The following is a 15,161-nucleotide window of genomic DNA, read 5'->3' as shown; positions in this document are numbered from 1 at the left end:
AATAAGGTCATAAGGTCATAAGGTCATAAGGTCATAAGGTCATAAGGTCATAAGGTCATAAGGTCATAAGGTCATAAGGTCATAAGGTCATAAGGTCATAAGGTCATAAGGTCATAAGGTCATAAGGCCATAAGGCCATAAGGTCATAAGGTCATAAGGTCATAAGGTCATAAGGTCATAAGGTCATAAGGTCATAAGGTCATAAGGTCATAAGGTCATAAGGTCATAAGGTCATAGGCTCAATCGGTGCAGCCGCGGCAGCCACGCCTGGTAAGGTAGGGCGGTCAGAAGTTTCAGGCCAAAGGTCAGGCGGCGCGAGAAATGAATTTCGAAGCGCCCGGTATTCAAACCTTTGATGATCGCGCGGGCTTCTGCAACCGGCGTCATCGGCCCAGGCATCGCAAAATCTTTGCGCTGCGTAAGACGGGTATATGCCAAGCCGGGGCTAATCAGCCGCACCTCGATGCGGTCGGCCATTTCGGTGCGCAACGATTGCGTCAGGGTGATCACACCGGCTTTGGTTGCGGAATAAATTTGGCCATTTGGCAACCCGATGTAGCCTGCCACGGACCCGCAGCCAGCCAGTTTCCCGCCCAAATTCAGCAAGGCTGGGGCGATTGACCTGCGACTGATCTTTCATCCAGCCGTGATCAGAGTCCTTTCTTTGTTTACGTTATTCGTCGCAGTTTGAGCAATCGCCCGCCGCGCGGAGCTTTCATCCAACGCAGCGTCGTGGGCGGTTGCGGTGATCAAGTGCAGCGCGAAGTCGGCGAGCGTCTGGTATGCGCCCATCACCAAAAGATCGAAGCCTTCAGTCGCGATCTTGCGTTCGAGGGCAGCTTTGGACTCGCCTGCGTTGATTCCGATGGACGCTCGCAAGCCCCGGGCGGCAAGCCGAGACTGGGCCGCGTTCATATGGCTGCGGATCGTGGGCGTATCCTGCCCCGCGTAAACCAGAACAGCTGTCAGGCCCTAAAACACCGGGCTTTGCGCCATCCACTCCACTGCGCGGTCCGCGCTGGCGCTGCCGTCATAGGCGATCAGCACCTTCTCAATCGGGCGAAACTCCCGCGCAGCGACAAAGACGGGCACTGTGGCGCTGCGGATGTTCCGTTCAAGGTTCGAGCCGAGATGGTCAAAGGCCCCAGCACTGCCTTCGCCGCGCTTGCCGATGACCAATGCGCGGAGCTCAGGCATCAGCGCGGTCAGGGTCTCGATCAGATCACCATGGCGCAGCTTCTGCTCAACAGGCGTGACGCCATCGCCCGCAAGCAGCGCCGCAGCATCGTCCAGAATCGCATGGCCCTGCTTCGCCGCCAGTTTGGCGCGGTGTGCGTCCAGTGTCACCAGTTCCTCCATCAGCGCCGTGCGCGCGCCGAGGGTCAAAGCGCCCGATAGATCGCCCGTGCCCTTGGCATGAGCGTCGGGGAGGATATGCAGCAGGTCCACCCCAAGCCCGAGTCTCCCTGCGATCCATGCGGCCGCACGGCACACGCTGGTGGCGTAGGTCGATCCGTCGACAAGCGCCAAAATCTTCGTTGTCATGTCCATTCCTCCCTCAATGCGCCATCAGCTTATCCAGCGCGCCCGGCTTGTCGTGAACCGCAAGCTTGTCGACGATGGTTTCCGAGGCTGCGTTCATGCCGACGATCTCGGCCTCGGCCCCGTCGCGACGGAACTTCAGCACCGCCATGTCCAGCGCCTGCACCGATGAGATGTCCCAGATGTGCGCGGCCGAGACGTCGATGATCACGCGGTCCAGCGCCTCGCGGAAATCGAAGGCTGCCATGAAGTTTTCGACTGAGGCATAAAACATCTGGCCCGCGACCCGGTAAGTGCGGGTACGGCCACCGGGGGACAGGCTGCTGGTCACGGCGAAGAACTGCGCGATCTTTCCTGCGAAAAAGATGCCCGACAGCAGCACGCCAAGAAACACGCCGATGGCAAGGTTGTGGGTGTAGACCACTGCGACAACGGTGGCGATCATCACGATGGAGGACGATTTCGGATGCGTGGTCAGGTTCTTGATCGACGACCAGGAAAAGGTGCCGATGCTGACCATGATCATGATAGCCACCAGCGCGGGCATCGGGATCTGGCTGACCCACTCGCCCAAACCTACGACCATGATCAGCAGAAACAAACCTGCCGCGAAGGCTGACAGCCGCCCGCGCCTGCCGGATTTCACGTTGATCATGCTTTGCCCGATCATCGCACAACCCGCCATGCCGCCAATGAAGCCGGTGGCTGTATTCGCTAGTCCCTGACCGATGCATTCCTGATTGCGGTTGGATTTCGTGTCGGTCAGATCGTCGACCAGGCTTTGCGTCATCAGGCTTTCCAACAGCCCCACAACGGCCACGGCCAGCGCATAGGGAAAGATGATCTGCAGGGTTTCAAATGTCAGTGGAATTTGCGGGATCAGAAAGACCGGCAGGGTGTCGGGCAGCGCCCCCATGTCCCCCACGGTGCGCACGTCCCAGCCAAAGGTCATCGACAGGCCTGTCAGCACAAGGATGGTGACCAAGGGTGAAGGCACGGCCTTGGTCACATAGGGAAACAGATAGATTATCGCCAGCCCGGCTGCGACAAGCACAAATGTCAGCGACGTCACCCGAGACGGGTCGAGTTCGGGCAGTTGCGCCATGAAGATCAGGATGGCGAGGGCGTTGACGAACCCGGTCATCACCGACTTCGAGACATAACGCATGACGAAACCCAGTCGGGCCAGCCCCATGCCGATCTGCAAAAGCCCTGCCAGAACGGTTGTCGCCAGCAGGTATTGCAGCCCGTGATCTTTGACCAGCGTGACCATCAGCACCGCCGTCGCGGCCGTCGCGGCCGAGATCATGCCGGGGCGTCCTCCGGCAATCGCCGTGATGAGCGCGATGGAGAATGAGGCGTACAGCCCCACCTTTGGGTCAACGCCTGCGATGATGGAGAAGGCGATGGCTTCGGGGATCAGGGCCAAGGCCACTACAAGCCCGGACAAGAGATCCGCCTTGATGTTGCCGAACCATTGCTGGCGGTAAGCGTCGAGTGAAATCATGTGATATCCGTTCCAGACCGATCCGGCGCCAAGCGTCGTCTCGATGATATGTGTAGGTCTGTTTGACGGTGGTCCGGCGGATCGGCGGCCGGAAGAGCCAGCCGGGAATCGCACCCGGCTCCATGTTCGATAGAGGCGCACATATCTGCGTTTGCGGAAAATGCCAACCTTCGCATTCCCCTCAGGCAGAAACTCTGTTGCTGGGACGAGACTTCTGATCCGCAGCCCCATTGGAGCGACCGAAGGGAGCACGATGCTGCCCCCTTCACGCAATCAAAGAAGGTGCGATTCCTGGTCCGGGAAACTTTGCCGCATTAGGGCCCCCGTTTGTCTGCCCCTGACCACACAACCGACCCGATTGTCAGCAGCGCGCCGATGACCGGTTCGATAGCCGAGGCTTGAACATAGCCCTTGTCGACCAGCGCGGTGCCCACGACAAGTCAGGACTTGGCGGATCAGCGCGAAGATTGCATGTTTCAGCATGGTGGTCTCCAGTTCAAATTTCATTTGTGGTTGCGAGGAATTCACCCGGCTTCATCGTCGGCAGGCGCTGTAAGCGGGGCAGGTAAGTTGCGGGCCAGCGCGCGCCGAGAAGGCGGGACTTGGCGATCCGGGCGATGGTGACCGCGTCAGACTGATTGCCGCCAAGAACGTAGAAATGCGCATCGTTCTGGCCGATTGCGAAACCGACGTGGCCGCCGGAGCCGCGCTTAAAAACCAGCACCGCACCAGTGATTGGCTTAATGTCCTGCCCGAACAACAGCCAGTTGCGCGCCCAATTGGGATTGGTGCCCAGCGCCCCGAGCAGCGGTTCGTCGGGAAGGATTATGCGGATGCAGGTTTCCATGAAATCGCCGCACCAAGGGTTCTTGCCCCGATCGCCCAAACTGCGGCCATCGCGCTTCAGCCAATCCATGAGCCAAGTGCGGTCGCGGGCTTCGTTGCCGCTTAGCGCAGTTTTGGTTTCGGTGATCCACGGCAAGGGCTGCTGCGGTGCAATCAAGGCGACTTGGCCATTGGCGGCGATCAACTGCCGCGAGGCACGGGCGGTTCGCACGCCCCAGCGACCATTAATGGCGCCGGGGCAGCTTAGACTCAAACATCAAGTGCAACACCCAGCGCCCATGGGGCATAGGATGTTGCGATGGACAAACGGTACAAGCACCTCAACGGCGAGGAACGTGGCGTGATTTTGGGGGAGCATCGGCGCGGGGCGAGTCTTCAAGCGATCGGCTTGTTGCTGGGACGCAGCGCCTCCACGATCGGTCGGGAGCTGTTTCGGGGTCGTCCGGAGGGCGAGCCCGCCCAGCCCTACTGCGCGCAGCTTGGCGGTGCGGGGTATCGGGCGCGCCGCAAGCTCTGCGGGCGGCGGCGAAAGCTTGTCCCCGGCGGCTGGCTGCATGGCTTTGTGCGCGGCAAACTGGTTCACAAGCGCTGGTCTCCCGAGCAGATTGCGCGCAAACTGCAGGCCATGCACCCCGAGGATCCGACCCGGCTGATCAGCCACGAGACGATCTATGCCGCGATCTACGCGCAGCTGAGAGGTGGGCTGAAAGCCGAGATGATCGCGGCGCTGCGCCAGCACAAACCATCCCGCGGACTTCGGCGCACCACGCTGCCCGGTGGCTCTATTGCCCCGGAATCATTGCGGATAATCCATCGCCCCGAGGAAATCGAAGGCCGCCTTGTGCCCGGTCATTGGCCTTACGGCGATGCAAGCATCGCCTACCGGCTAACAGGAAGGTGACCTTATCAAGGGGGCGTTCAACCGCTCGGCGGTGGGCACGGTGGTCGAGCGCAAGACCCGCTATCTCATTCTCAGCAAGATGCGCGGCTGCACCGCTGACGCGGCGCTGGAAGGCTTTACGCGACAGATGAAACGGCTGCCCGCCGCCCTGCGCAAGAGCATGACCTACGACCGCGGCAGCGAGATGGCCTGCCACCCGGAACTGGCGCGCCGCCTGAAGATCGACATCTGGTTTTGCGACCCGCACGCCCCCTGGCAAAGAGGATCCAACGAGAACACCAACGGATTGCTGCGCCAGTTCTTCCCTAAGGGCACCGACCTGAGCGGCATCAGTCAGACCGAACTGAACGACGTGGCGCGACTGATGAACCAGCGCCCCCGAAAAACGCTCGGATGGAAAACACCCGAGGAAGCCATGGCCGAAGAACTCGCGGCCTTCAGATCAACCGTTGCACTTGAAATTTGAATCCAAGCAGTGGCCGAGCTTGTCCAATCCGCTCTGGATCAGGCGGATGGCATCGGTGGGGTCTGTGGTCATTTGATTGCTCTTTCTGCCCGACGGCGGGCAACAAAAAAACCGCCGTGAGGGCGGGCTGGGGTGGTCGAGGGTAAGGGAGGGTGGGATTAAGGCCGCTGGGCTAATTCCCGCAGCAGCGTGCTGGCCTCGCGGGCCTGCAGTTTCAACTCGTTGATCCAGAGGGACAGCGCGTCAAACCGCACATCCTGGCGGGTTGCGCTGTTTTCCGCTTCTGGATCGCCAGCTGCCTGTCCTGCGCCTGGTAGACAGTCGGAGCTGTCCGGGTTTTGAGGTACGACGAGCTGTCTGCCGGGCCGGAAAAGCCCGTAGCTCCACCGTTGCTGCGGCGTTGTTGATCCGGGTTGGTCATCTCGCCACGTCGCACGTCAGACGCGGCTGCATTGATCGATCCGTCGCCATAAACCACCAACTGCCCGACTTTTCGAGCCTTCTAATTGGCCCCGCGCGACAGACCGGAATGGATGGAATATTCCCGCTCGCTCAACCAGTCCATCGCGCAGATATCTTACCTATAGCAATGTTGTTGCCTGCTATTCAGTTGATTACACTCCGGATACGAGTGATTCTAGTTGTAGGAAAACGATGCAACTCACCCCCGGAGACCACGCCATGACCACCCGCCGCACGACCGACAATACCAAGGCCCTCGACGCCGTCATCACCACCAAGTTCCAGATCGACGCGATGTTGGATCGCCTGAAGGCCCTGAGCGACGACCATTTCGAGACCCACCCAGATGAGATCAACTGGGGCGATGTCGGCACCCTGAACCATTACGCCAGCCTGCTGCGCCAGATCACCGACAGCGCCTCCAAGGAGGGAGAACATGCCGCTTGATCCCGCTCAGCGCCACCAGATCGAACAAGACGTCCTCACTGCCGCATGGGAGGCCGAACGCGTCGCCGCCTGCGATGCCGCCATCGCCTTGCTGCGCGAGATCGCCGATCTGGAACGCGACGACGATGGCGATGTGATCCTTGGGGCCGATGCGAACGGCCACAACGATCTCAGGTCGCGCATTGCAGCCTTTCTCGCCAGCCACGACCAATACGGGAACGCACCATGACGAAACTCACCGAAACCTAGACCGTCATCCTAAGCGCCGGGGCCCAGCGCCCCGGCAACATCGCCATGCCGCTGCCCAAAGGGCTGGCCGGTGCGGCGGCGAAGATGTCTGTTACCAAGATGATCGAACACGGTTGGCTGCAGGAAGTCGAAGCCTCCTCAGGCCGAGGCGAGCCGCTTTGGCGTGAAACCGGCGATGGCCACGGCACGACATTGGTGGTGACTGACGCTGGGCTCTTTGCCATCGGGATCGCACCGGTGGTAAAGAAGACCGTGGTCGATATCCTTCAATCTTTGGCTGAGGTGACCGCGCCAAAGCCGCAGATTCCACGCGTCGGGACAAAGCAAGGGATGCTGATCGCGCTGCTTCAGGCACCGGAGGGCGCGACAATCGCCGAAATCGTCGCTGCAATGAACTGGCAATGGTCTTCGCCCGCTCACCATGCTGGTTGTTCTTGATTTCCAGCGGGACGCAGCGCGGGACGACACCCGGCAGCCAGTCCGGGGTCATTCCAGCACGTGCCAGTTCGGCCACCTGTATTGCCATGCGGATGCCGCCGAGGCTGTCGGGCATCCCGGCCAAGGTCGCGGCCACGATCTCAGCATCCTGATGGGTGTAAGACTGAGAACTACGGCCCCCGCCGTCGACCTTGCAACCAAGTATCGCCCGCTGGATCAGCACATATTCCATGCCAAAGCCGAAGCCTTCCCCGTCGATATCCTGCCGCTGCGGCAGTTCCAGCTGCGCTTTTTCCACCCGGAAAGCCCATTCCAATATGGCCTGCACGCCCAGCGCGCGTTTCATCCGAACTCCGCCAGCGCGGCCGATCCTTCCCTGCATGCTCATGGCAGCATTCCTTCAAAGAGGTTCATCTGTGCTGGGCTTTCCGGACTATCCACCGGGCGCCAAATCCACGGGCCCGAGGCCATGGGCAGCTGCCAGAGAGCGCCACGCATGCGCTGCTGCCAGAGGATGAACTCCGTTTCCGAGCAGGCGCAGAGCGCGTGACCGATGGGCCAGCCCATCAACCAGCCGACGAACAGAGGGTTCAGCCGCCGCCGCGCCCGGGCTTTCAAGATCCGCCGCGACGCGGGCCGCCCATGCGATGCAATCATGGAAGCCCACAGCGGGCGCGAGATCGGGGCGTGATGCGAGGGTCGCAGCCCAGACGGCATGATCGCCGGGGCCGGGAGGGTGAAGCCCTGTTCCGCCCGGTAATGCAGGATATCCATCCGGCTCTTGCCATCGGCTCGCGTCACACTGGCCGGACTGCTGCCCTTCCAGTTCTGCGCCGCCGGTGTCGGCCACTGGATCGCCTGTGCACTGAGCTTCGGCTCGCCCCGGCGGTTGATCTTGCCGCGCAGCCGGTCGACCTGATCGTCTGCCACCGGCGTCCGCCATTGCGCCGCCTGCGCTGGCAGGGGCGGCATCCCGCCCGAACCATAGCTCTGGCCCGGCCCACCCTTCGCCCCGTCTGATCCCTTCGGCGTCGACCAGTTGCTGATGCCCAGCGCCAGCGCTTCCGCCTTGCGGGTGAAGTCGCTGTTCCCGGCCGGATTGTAGCGATCGGTTCCGGGATGCAGGCTCATCGGTGTGGGCCAGGATGAAGATGCGGAGCCGCTGGTGCGGCGCGCCGACTTCTGCCGCGCTGAACAGTCCCGCCGCAGGCGTGTAACCCATGCGCCAAAGCTCTCGCAGCACGGATTCAAGACCGAGGGTGACGTGCCCCGCGACGTTTTCAAGGAAGACCCATTCAGGGGCGCATTCCCGGATGACGCGGGCGACTTCGGGCCAGAGGTGGCGGGGATCGTCAGCGCCACCGCGTTTGCCAGCGGCGCTGAAGGGCTGACAGGGATATCCCGCGAGGACGATGTCGAAGGCGCTGCGAAAGGGCCGGGCATCGAAACTGCGCAGATCGTCCCAGATGGGTGCCGGGGCGAAATACCCGGCGCTCTGGGCTGCGATGAGGACGGATCGGGGATATGCCTCCCACTCGACGAAAGCGCGGCTGTGATAGGCGGGTTCGGCGAGCATGAGGCCCAAATCCAAGCCTCCGCCGCCTGCGCAGAGGGACAGTCCGTGCCGGGGACGTGACACCATGCCATTCACCGCACCCCCCGCTGGCGCAGTCGTTCGGGCGTGACAAGGCCACGGGCCAGCATGGCATCACGGATGGTGTTGCTGATTACGCTCTGGGGCAGATAGCCGTCGGAGTTGACCATCTTGGCGTAAAACGCCGCTTTTTCGTCGTCACTGAGCGGGAGCTTCACCTCGCACTTGGATGGCCGCTTGGGTTTTTTACCGTTGGCGTTTGCTGCGGAAGCGGTCGCATCGCGCTGGGCGGCGCGTTCCATGAACCGGTCGAGGGCTTTGGGTCCATCGGGTGGGTTGGGATGATCGCTGCGGGTTTCCTTGGCAGTTTCGATGATCCGGTCGTCGGACAATCCGAGGTTATCCCGCCACCGCTGCACGTGGAGTCGAGCTGGCCAGCCCTGCCACCAGGCGGGCAGGGTGGCGTTGGCGGCAAAACCCAGCGCATTCAGCAGCTCTGAGAAAAACCGATCAAAATCGGAATCGCGCGCTTGCGCATCCTCCTCCTCCTTTACAGGTTTACTTAGGGGTTCTCTTACAAGGTTAATCTCCGGATTCCGGAGATGGCTTTGGGCAAAATCCGGAGATGGCTTTGCCGAAAATCCGGAGATGGCTCCATGTCCGGAATCCGGAGTTGGGTCGCCCCCTTGTTCCTCGTCCGTTCTTGCAAAGCCGTCTCCGGTTTCCGGAGTTGGCTCTGGTGGAAATCCATCCTCGAACCCCAAGATGTAGCGCGTTGCAAGGCGCTTGTGGGTGTGGGGATCCTGCGCGCGAACCCGGTGAATCAGGTGCAATTCCTGCAACTTGGCAAGATGCTCGTTCAGCGCCGATATCGACATTTCTGCATCGTCGGCCAGCCGCGCCTGCGTCGGGAAACAGCCGAAGTCCGGGTTGTGCCGGTCGCACAAAAACCACAGCACGATCTTGGTGGCAGGCTTCAGCCCGCGCTGCTGGATGGCCCAGACAGTTGCCTTGTGGCTCATGATGCCGCCCTCCGCGCTGGGCGGACGCGGCTGGTGAAACCGTGATCGGCCAGTGCGCCCAGCGCGTCGTCGACCGAGCGCACCAGCGCCCAGCCGAAGTCCTGCGCGCAGACGGTGTCGCGAAACACCTCCTGCGATTTGCGCAACCGGCCGGTCTTGCTTTTGACCTCGAGAAACAGAACCCGGCCGCTGGAGATCACGATCAGATCGGCGAAGCCCGCATGCACGCCCATGCCGACGAGGATCGATTGGCGGATTTGGCCACGGGACCCGGACTCGGTCACTTCGTTGGCGCAATGATGGACGATGGCATCGTGGGGCAGAGCGAACCGCAGAGCTTGAACGATGGCGCGCTGGGCGTCGGCCTCGGGGGTGCTGCGCCGGTTCATGCGGCACCGCCCTTCGGAAATGCAGCCGCCGCGATGGCATGCAGAGGGCGACGATCCAGCAGGCGAAGCAGATCGACGGCATCAGCGCATTCACCGGCATCGTCGGTTTGGCCGACGACCACACGCGCCGAGAGGATAACAAGCGAGTCTGGGTGCTGCGTGGTATCGGCTAGGACGCCGCGCGCCTCGGTCAGGCGGTCCTGCATCCAGCCACTGGTGCTGGTGGATGCGACCATGGGGTGGGCAAAAGGAGCGGTCATTTGCGTCCCTTCCCGTTTGCGCGCTTGGTGCTCTCCTGCTTTTCCAGCCAGTCCAGCACGACGGCGCGGCGGTAATAGATCGTGCGCCCGGCCCGTACGCAGGCGGGGCCAGTGCGCCGGTCGTCCCAGCGCCGCAACGTGTCGACCGAAAGGCCAAGCTCGAGGGCCAGGTTGAGGCGGCTGATCCAGCCCGCCATCAAGGGCGCGGGCGGTGCCGCGGGATGTCGATGTGTCTGCGTCATGGGTCGTCTCCCGGTTGTTGCCCGAACTGGGCGTTTGCCGGTTTGAGGAGACGCAGATCGGCAAGAACGGCGGGAAGGCACTGACTGACACTGGCTGGCACTGGCTTTGCACCCCCGCGCCGTTCCTTGTTTTATTGGGTTTTTGCGATTTTGGTCAAAATCATGCTGCGCTGCGGCATGCTGTGTGCGGCCCTGGTTTGAGGCGGCAATCGGCGCGGATGCCGACGTGCCATGCGTCAACCCCTGTAAAACAAGGGATTTGGCCACCAGGACCGCAGCGGCGGGGTGACACTGACTGACACTGAATTTGCACCGGGGTGCCAGTGGTTGATTTCATTGGGTTTTTCTCGGGTGAAGCGGCGTGGGGCGCGATTTCGCGGCATTTGCATCCAGATCACCAGGTGCTCGCGCCCGCATGTAACCGCTGCGGACGCCCATATTGCCTGAAACCCATCAAAAGCGAGCGGCATCCGGGTGCAAATCCAGTGCCAGCCAGTGTCATTCACTGCCGGTCAGTGCCTTCCCGCCGCAGTTCGGCGCGTGATTACCTTGATAAGCCTGCGAATCTACGCGTGATGACAAGGGCATTGATAGGAGGGCAATATGCCCAAGCGTATGAGACTGAACGACAAAACGGTGCGTGAACCTCTGCCGGTCAAGGGGCGGGATTTCCAGATCTTCGACACCGATGTGCGGGGGTTCGCCGTGTGCATCTACCGCTCCGGCAGCCGAGCCTTCACGCTGGATTACCGCTATGCCGGTCGCCAGCGCCGGATGACCATCGGACGCTGGCCTGAATGGACGGTGACGGCAGCCAGAGACCGCGCCAGACAACTGCGCCGCGAAATCGATGAGGGCGGCGATCCGCTGGCCGGAAAGGGCGAGCTGCGCACTGCCCCGCACTTCAGCGACATGATCGAGCGTTACATCGCTGAGCATCTCGTCAAACTCGCCCCGGCGAATGCTGCGGACCAAAAGGCGATGCTGGCCAAGCTGGTGGCACCGCTTTGGGGCAAGAAGCTGGTCACCGACATCACAAAGACCGATGTGGCGAAACTGCTTGCGAAGGTCGCCGAGGGCCGGGCCCGCCCGGCCAAGGAAAAACCCAACAACCGCGCGCGGAAATTGCAGGGGCCGAAGCCCACTCCGGTGCGCGCAAACCGCACGGGCGAGGTGTTGCGCAAGATGTTCACGCTTGCCATCGAATGGGGCTGGCGCGAGGACAACCCGGCTGCTGCGTTCCACCGCCGCATCGAGTCCGCGCGCGAGCGGTTCCTGAGCCAGCTGGAAATCGTCCAACTGGCTGCGGCGCTGGACGGCGCTGCCGATCAGCGCGCTGCCGGGATCATTCGGCTCTGCATGTTGACCGGCGCGCGGCTGGGGGAAGTGCGGCAGGCGCGTTTCGAACAGTTCAACCTGGAGCTTGGTGTCTGGTCAAAACCCGCCGCCACCACCAAGCAGCGCAAGGTCCACCGGGTGCCGGTCTCAACCGACGTGGCGGCCATCGTGCGCCAACGCCAGCTGCTGGTGCCAAGCGGGGTGCCGTGGCTATTCCCCAGCGACACGCCGGGCCAGCCGGTCAAGGAAATCCGCCGCTTCTGGATCAACGTCCAGAAGGAGGCAAAACTGCCCGATGTGCGCATCCATGACCTGCGCCACACCTTCGCGTCGCTGTTGGTCAGCGGCGGCGCGTCCTTGGAAATGATCGGCAAGCTGCTGGGCCATACGCAAATGCAGACGACCCAGCGTTATGCGCATCTGATGGACTCGCCCCTGCGGGCGGGTGTCGACGCGGTGGCGCATATCTTCCGGCCGCGTCCGACATTGGTCCATGATGCGGACAGTGAACTCAAACAGGCATGACCCGATCGTTCAGGTGTTCTCGTCCTGCTTGAGCTCGGTCAACATCTTCCAGAGATCATCGACATGCCGACGGATGGACCGCTCGCTCGGGATTTCATCACCATTCGAGTTTGCCACGAACCAGTCCTGAATGTCGCCGATCATCTCAGCCTTGGTGGCGGGGATGCCCCGCACATGGATGCGGATCAGGAACGCCTTGGTCATGCTGTCCCAATCATAAGGCGATGTTGATCCGGTTCCGCCGCTGATCCGGCGCAAGAGATCATGGGTGTCTTCAAACTTCAGAACCTGTTTGCTGCGCAACAGCAGATCGGCAATCGACACATCAACCCCCTGCGGTGGTTCGGTGACGAAGAGCCACTCGAGGGACTCTTCGGTGCGCAGACGACGCAGCTGTGCGTTTTTGGGGCCGGTGCCACAGCGACGAAACATCGGCACGATATCCATGGTGCAGATGATTACTGTGCCAGAAACTCTGGTGGTGCCACAGAAGGTGGGAGGAATGCCGGTAATCACGTCCAACTCGCCAGCAGTCGACCAGCCGGAAATATCGGCCAAGGCACAGCCCCAACGGGCGGCCACTTCGTTTAGGGTGTAGAATTCGCGCTGGGGAAGCTTCATTGTCTATTCCATCTTTCCATTGGGCACTGAAAGACCGCAACCTGGGCAGAAGGATCCACCAAAGCCACGACTGCTTGCGGAACGGCACCTGCATCTAAAGGTTGTTTTATGCATAAATGATTCGCCCCTGAGGTTATCCTGCCCCACGCTCCCCGTAAGGACCTGACGTGGAGGAAAAAAGAATCACGATGGCTTTTGAAAAGACCCTCGATTTGATGCGATTGGCCCAAATGGCCGCCGCCCGCCACAAGGGCGTGTGCCTGGTTGAGGTGAGCGCGGAGTTCGGCGTCAATCTGCGCACCGCCCAGCGCATGATCCGGGGCCTGGAGGCAGCGTTTCCGAGCGTTGAGTTCTCGACCGACCAGGATCGGCGGCGCTGGTGGAAGCTGAGTGACACGAGAATTCTCGGAATGCAGGGGATCCGTGACGGCGAATTGGAGGCTTTGGACATGAGCATCCGCCGCGCCCAGCGCGAAGGGGCCACCAAGGATGTCACGACCCTGATCTCTCTGCGGGATCGGCTTTTGGCCACGATGCCGTCTTCACATGCACGGCGGGCCGAAGTGGACGCGGAGGCGATGCTGGAGGCGCAAGGCTATGCCTGCCGTCCTGGACCGCGCGTGCAAACAGAACCGAACATATTGGGCGCGATTGCCGTGGCGATCAAAGCGCCGTTCTCCCTGACCATTGCGTATCAGGGCGCAAGTGACGACGTGACATTGGACCGATTGGTAGAGCCATACGGCATGCTGCTGGGGATCCGGCAATACCTGATCGCGCGCGACATCGGCAACGGACGGGCCTTCCGGCGCTTCCGGCTTGATCGCATCACCAGCGCCAAGATTACCGGCCAGTCGTTCGCTCGCGACCCCGACTTCGACCTCGGTACCTATGCCGCCCAATCCTTCGGCTCCTACCACTCTGACGCGGAGCACCAACCGGTCATATGGCGCTTTACGCCCGGCGCAGCGGCTGCCGCGCGCGAGTTCGCATTCCACCCCAACCAGGTGATCACCGAAGAGCCAAACGGCGGGCTGACCGTCGCGTTCACCGCCAGCGGTTGGGTCGAGATGGTGTGGCATCTCTACAAGTGGGGGGATCAGGTCGAGGTGATCGCCCCGGTCGAGCTGCAGGATATGGTGCGGGGGCATCAGCGTGATAATATAGGGGTGTTGCCATGAGGGGCGGGGATGGCCTAGAGGCACCCAATGGTGGGCCATCATCGGAGCATTTCAAATGCATGTTGCCAGTGGATCAGTGATCATTGCCGCGATACATCAACTTTGGGTCAGTAGGGTGCATCGATCATTCTACTCTGGCCGCTTGGAGGACCGAAAGCCTTTGGAGGATTTACTTTGATAATATGGCTTTCGGGGCCTACCGGTTCTGGCAAAACGTCATTGGCGAGCATCTTCTCTAAACTCGGATACGGCGTTGTTAGTGAAGATACGCCGATGCGGCTATTTGAAGCATTTGCCGCCGACCCTTCGCGGTATTGCGAGGCCGTGCAGGAGGCTTTGATGCGTTCTCGGCACGATCAATATCAACTCCGGTCCGATAAACTGAAGGTGGTTTTCGACCGCAGCGTCGACGAGGACATTTCCGTTTTTTGCCGAATACACCGCGCATCCGGTTATCTCGATGCTTCCTCCTTTGCGCGGCTAGAAGTGTTAGCTGCGGAACTGGAGGCCGACCTGCCTTCGCCCGACCTAATCATCTTCCTTTCCGCAAACAAAAAAGTGCTGAGACAGAGAATGAAAGCCGTTGGTCATCCAAAGCTAATCGTCGACGGCTTAACTGAGCAGGTCCGTTTGTATGATGAGTGGATTTCCTGCCGGTCTGAAAGTGTCGTAAAAATTGACAATTCGAAATGTCCACCTGCGATGCTGGACGCAATCTTAAAGGGGTGGCTATGCTAAACTCAGTCCAACGTTCGGTTATATTCGGCATATTTTGCGTTGCCACCCTTGCAGTTGTAGGTCTTGATGTGGCCCTAGTTTGGGCGATGATAGCAAATGGATTTTCGAGCGGTGCCACTGTCGCCGCGATTATGAATACGCTATTCTTGGGAGGCATTGGCTTGCTGTTTAAGCGGCTGGTCGAGGATGCCTTCATAAAGCCAGAAAGGCTTATCCCTTTTAGTCCGGTCGGCCTACATGTTGACGCGGCGCAGAACCTCGCGTCTGTGGCTTGAGAGGCGACCCGGATCAGTTTTGATCGCTATGCTGAGTTATGGGTGGCGGCTTTTGTGGGGACGAGGGCCTTCAGGCCCGCAGTTCAACGAAATCGCGATATGTCGCGGGACCGAGACC

General features: G+C 61.0%; 18 protein-coding genes, 4 pseudogenes and 1 other annotated feature. Of the genes and pseudogenes, 7 read left to right on the top strand and 15 right to left on the bottom strand.

The window, feature by feature from the left end:
* Positions 1-231: 231 nt before the first annotated feature.
* The 6 genes from ACP7AP_RS21245 to ACP7AP_RS21220 all read right to left on the bottom strand — a co-directional run bounded on the left by ACP7AP_RS21245 (position 232) and on the right by ACP7AP_RS21220 (position 4,106).
* Positions 232-606, bottom strand: coding sequence for an SDR family NAD(P)-dependent oxidoreductase (locus tag ACP7AP_RS21245; RefSeq protein ID WP_426037449.1), 375 nt, complete (start codon positions 604-606; stop codon positions 232-234).
* Between the two features lie 30 nt (positions 607-636).
* Positions 637-915, bottom strand: a complete 279-nt coding sequence (locus ACP7AP_RS21240) for a hypothetical protein (protein WP_426037447.1) — start codon at positions 913-915, stop codon at positions 637-639.
* A 57-nt stretch (positions 916-972) separates the two neighbouring features.
* Positions 973-1,545 (bottom strand): universal stress protein, encoded by a 573-nt coding sequence (locus ACP7AP_RS21235; RefSeq protein ID WP_426037445.1) that lies wholly within the window; start codon positions 1,543-1,545, stop codon positions 973-975.
* Between the two features lie 13 nt (positions 1,546-1,558).
* Positions 1,559-3,049: a SulP family inorganic anion transporter gene (locus ACP7AP_RS21230; protein ID WP_426037443.1), complete on the bottom strand. Its 1,491-nt coding sequence runs from the start codon at positions 3,047-3,049 to the stop codon at positions 1,559-1,561.
* Positions 3,050-3,116: 67 nt separating this feature from the next.
* Positions 3,117-3,174 (bottom strand) — a sequence feature (sul1 is cis-regulatory element that is thought to sense ions involved in sulfur or methionine metabolism; They are found in Alphaproteobacteria).
* A gap of 189 nt (positions 3,175-3,363) precedes the next feature.
* On the bottom strand, positions 3,364-3,483 hold the full coding sequence (locus tag ACP7AP_RS21225) for a hypothetical protein (RefSeq protein WP_426037441.1): 120 nt from the start codon (positions 3,481-3,483) through the stop codon (positions 3,364-3,366).
* A gap of 62 nt (positions 3,484-3,545) precedes the next feature.
* Positions 3,546-4,106, bottom strand: coding sequence for a TIGR02594 family protein (locus tag ACP7AP_RS21220; protein WP_426037439.1), 561 nt, complete (start codon positions 4,104-4,106; stop codon positions 3,546-3,548).
* 87 nt (positions 4,107-4,193) lie between these two features.
* Between ACP7AP_RS21220 and ACP7AP_RS21215 the strand changes: the two are divergent.
* Positions 4,194-5,262 (top strand): annotated as a pseudogene (locus ACP7AP_RS21215) (IS30 family transposase).
* A gap of 274 nt (positions 5,263-5,536) precedes the next feature.
* Here ACP7AP_RS21215 and ACP7AP_RS21210 read toward each other — a convergent pair.
* A pseudogene (locus ACP7AP_RS21210) lies at positions 5,537-5,827 on the bottom strand (hypothetical protein); the annotation flags it as partial.
* 116 nt (positions 5,828-5,943) lie between these two features.
* Between ACP7AP_RS21210 and ACP7AP_RS21205 the strand changes: the two are divergent.
* The 3 genes from ACP7AP_RS21205 (at position 5,944) to ACP7AP_RS21195 (ending at position 6,858) form a co-directional block, all read left to right on the top strand.
* On the top strand, positions 5,944-6,171 hold the full coding sequence (locus ACP7AP_RS21205; RefSeq protein ID WP_426037437.1) for a hypothetical protein: 228 nt from the start codon (positions 5,944-5,946) through the stop codon (positions 6,169-6,171).
* Complete coding sequence (locus ACP7AP_RS21200; RefSeq protein ID WP_426037435.1) at positions 6,161-6,400, top strand: hypothetical protein; 240 nt, start codon at positions 6,161-6,163, stop codon at positions 6,398-6,400. The genes ACP7AP_RS21205 and ACP7AP_RS21200 overlap by 11 nt, the downstream gene beginning before the upstream one ends.
* A 65-nt stretch (positions 6,401-6,465) precedes the next feature.
* The gene (locus ACP7AP_RS21195; protein ID WP_426037433.1) at positions 6,466-6,858 is read left to right on the top strand and encodes a DUF3489 domain-containing protein; all 393 of its coding nucleotides are present in this window, start codon (positions 6,466-6,468) and stop codon (positions 6,856-6,858) included.
* Here the strand turns inward: ACP7AP_RS21195 and ACP7AP_RS21190 are convergent.
* From ACP7AP_RS21190 to ACP7AP_RS21160, 7 genes and pseudogenes are all read right to left on the bottom strand, one after another.
* Positions 6,791-7,246, bottom strand: a pseudogene (locus ACP7AP_RS21190) (hypothetical protein); the annotation flags it as partial. The gene ACP7AP_RS21195 and the pseudogene ACP7AP_RS21190 sit on opposite strands and share 68 nt — an antisense overlap.
* Entirely contained in the window at positions 7,243-7,989 is a 747-nt protein-coding gene (locus ACP7AP_RS21185) for a DNA methyltransferase (protein WP_426037431.1), read from the bottom strand. The pseudogene ACP7AP_RS21190 and the gene ACP7AP_RS21185, both read right to left, overlap by 4 nt.
* A 55-nt stretch (positions 7,990-8,044) precedes the next feature.
* Positions 8,045-8,434 (bottom strand): annotated as a pseudogene (locus ACP7AP_RS21180) (DNA cytosine methyltransferase); the annotation flags it as partial.
* A gap of 71 nt (positions 8,435-8,505) precedes the next feature.
* Entirely contained in the window at positions 8,506-9,474 is a 969-nt protein-coding gene (locus tag ACP7AP_RS21175; RefSeq protein ID WP_426037429.1) for a helix-turn-helix domain-containing protein, read from the bottom strand.
* Positions 9,471-9,863 carry a VRR-NUC domain-containing protein gene (locus ACP7AP_RS21170; RefSeq protein WP_426037428.1) on the bottom strand — a complete coding sequence of 131 codons (393 nt, stop codon included), beginning with the start codon at positions 9,861-9,863 and terminating at the stop codon, positions 9,471-9,473. The genes ACP7AP_RS21175 and ACP7AP_RS21170 overlap by 4 nt, the downstream gene beginning before the upstream one ends.
* The gene (locus ACP7AP_RS21165) at positions 9,860-10,123 is read right to left on the bottom strand and encodes a hypothetical protein (protein WP_426037426.1); all 264 of its coding nucleotides are present in this window, start codon (positions 10,121-10,123) and stop codon (positions 9,860-9,862) included. The genes ACP7AP_RS21170 and ACP7AP_RS21165 overlap by 4 nt, the downstream gene beginning before the upstream one ends.
* Positions 10,120-10,365 carry a helix-turn-helix transcriptional regulator gene (locus ACP7AP_RS21160; protein ID WP_426037424.1) on the bottom strand — a complete coding sequence of 82 codons (246 nt, stop codon included), beginning with the start codon at positions 10,363-10,365 and terminating at the stop codon, positions 10,120-10,122. The genes ACP7AP_RS21165 and ACP7AP_RS21160 overlap by 4 nt, the downstream gene beginning before the upstream one ends.
* A gap of 603 nt (positions 10,366-10,968) precedes the next feature.
* Between ACP7AP_RS21160 and ACP7AP_RS21155 the strand changes: the two genes are divergently transcribed.
* Positions 10,969-12,228, top strand: coding sequence for a tyrosine-type recombinase/integrase (locus ACP7AP_RS21155; protein WP_426037422.1), 1,260 nt, complete (start codon positions 10,969-10,971; stop codon positions 12,226-12,228).
* Between the two features lie 9 nt (positions 12,229-12,237).
* Here ACP7AP_RS21155 and ACP7AP_RS21150 read toward each other — a convergent pair whose 3' ends face one another.
* Complete coding sequence (locus tag ACP7AP_RS21150) at positions 12,238-12,849, bottom strand: hypothetical protein (RefSeq protein ID WP_426037420.1); 612 nt, start codon at positions 12,847-12,849, stop codon at positions 12,238-12,240.
* Between the two features lie 188 nt (positions 12,850-13,037).
* Between ACP7AP_RS21150 and ACP7AP_RS21145 the strand changes: the two genes are divergently transcribed.
* The gene (locus tag ACP7AP_RS21145; protein WP_426037418.1) at positions 13,038-14,030 is read left to right on the top strand and encodes a helix-turn-helix transcriptional regulator; all 993 of its coding nucleotides are present in this window, start codon (positions 13,038-13,040) and stop codon (positions 14,028-14,030) included.
* A gap of 174 nt (positions 14,031-14,204) precedes the next feature.
* Positions 14,205-14,768 (top strand): deoxynucleoside kinase, encoded by a 564-nt coding sequence (locus tag ACP7AP_RS21140; RefSeq protein ID WP_426037416.1) that lies wholly within the window; start codon positions 14,205-14,207, stop codon positions 14,766-14,768.
* The last annotated feature ends 393 nt before the right edge of the window (positions 14,769-15,161 follow it).

The organism is Cypionkella sp. TWP1-2-1b2, from assembly GCF_049896245.1.
Taxonomy (GTDB): domain Bacteria; phylum Pseudomonadota; class Alphaproteobacteria; order Rhodobacterales; family Rhodobacteraceae; genus Cypionkella.
The sequence above is the reverse complement of the archived record's forward strand: the minus strand, read 5'-3'. Positions and strand labels throughout refer to the sequence as shown.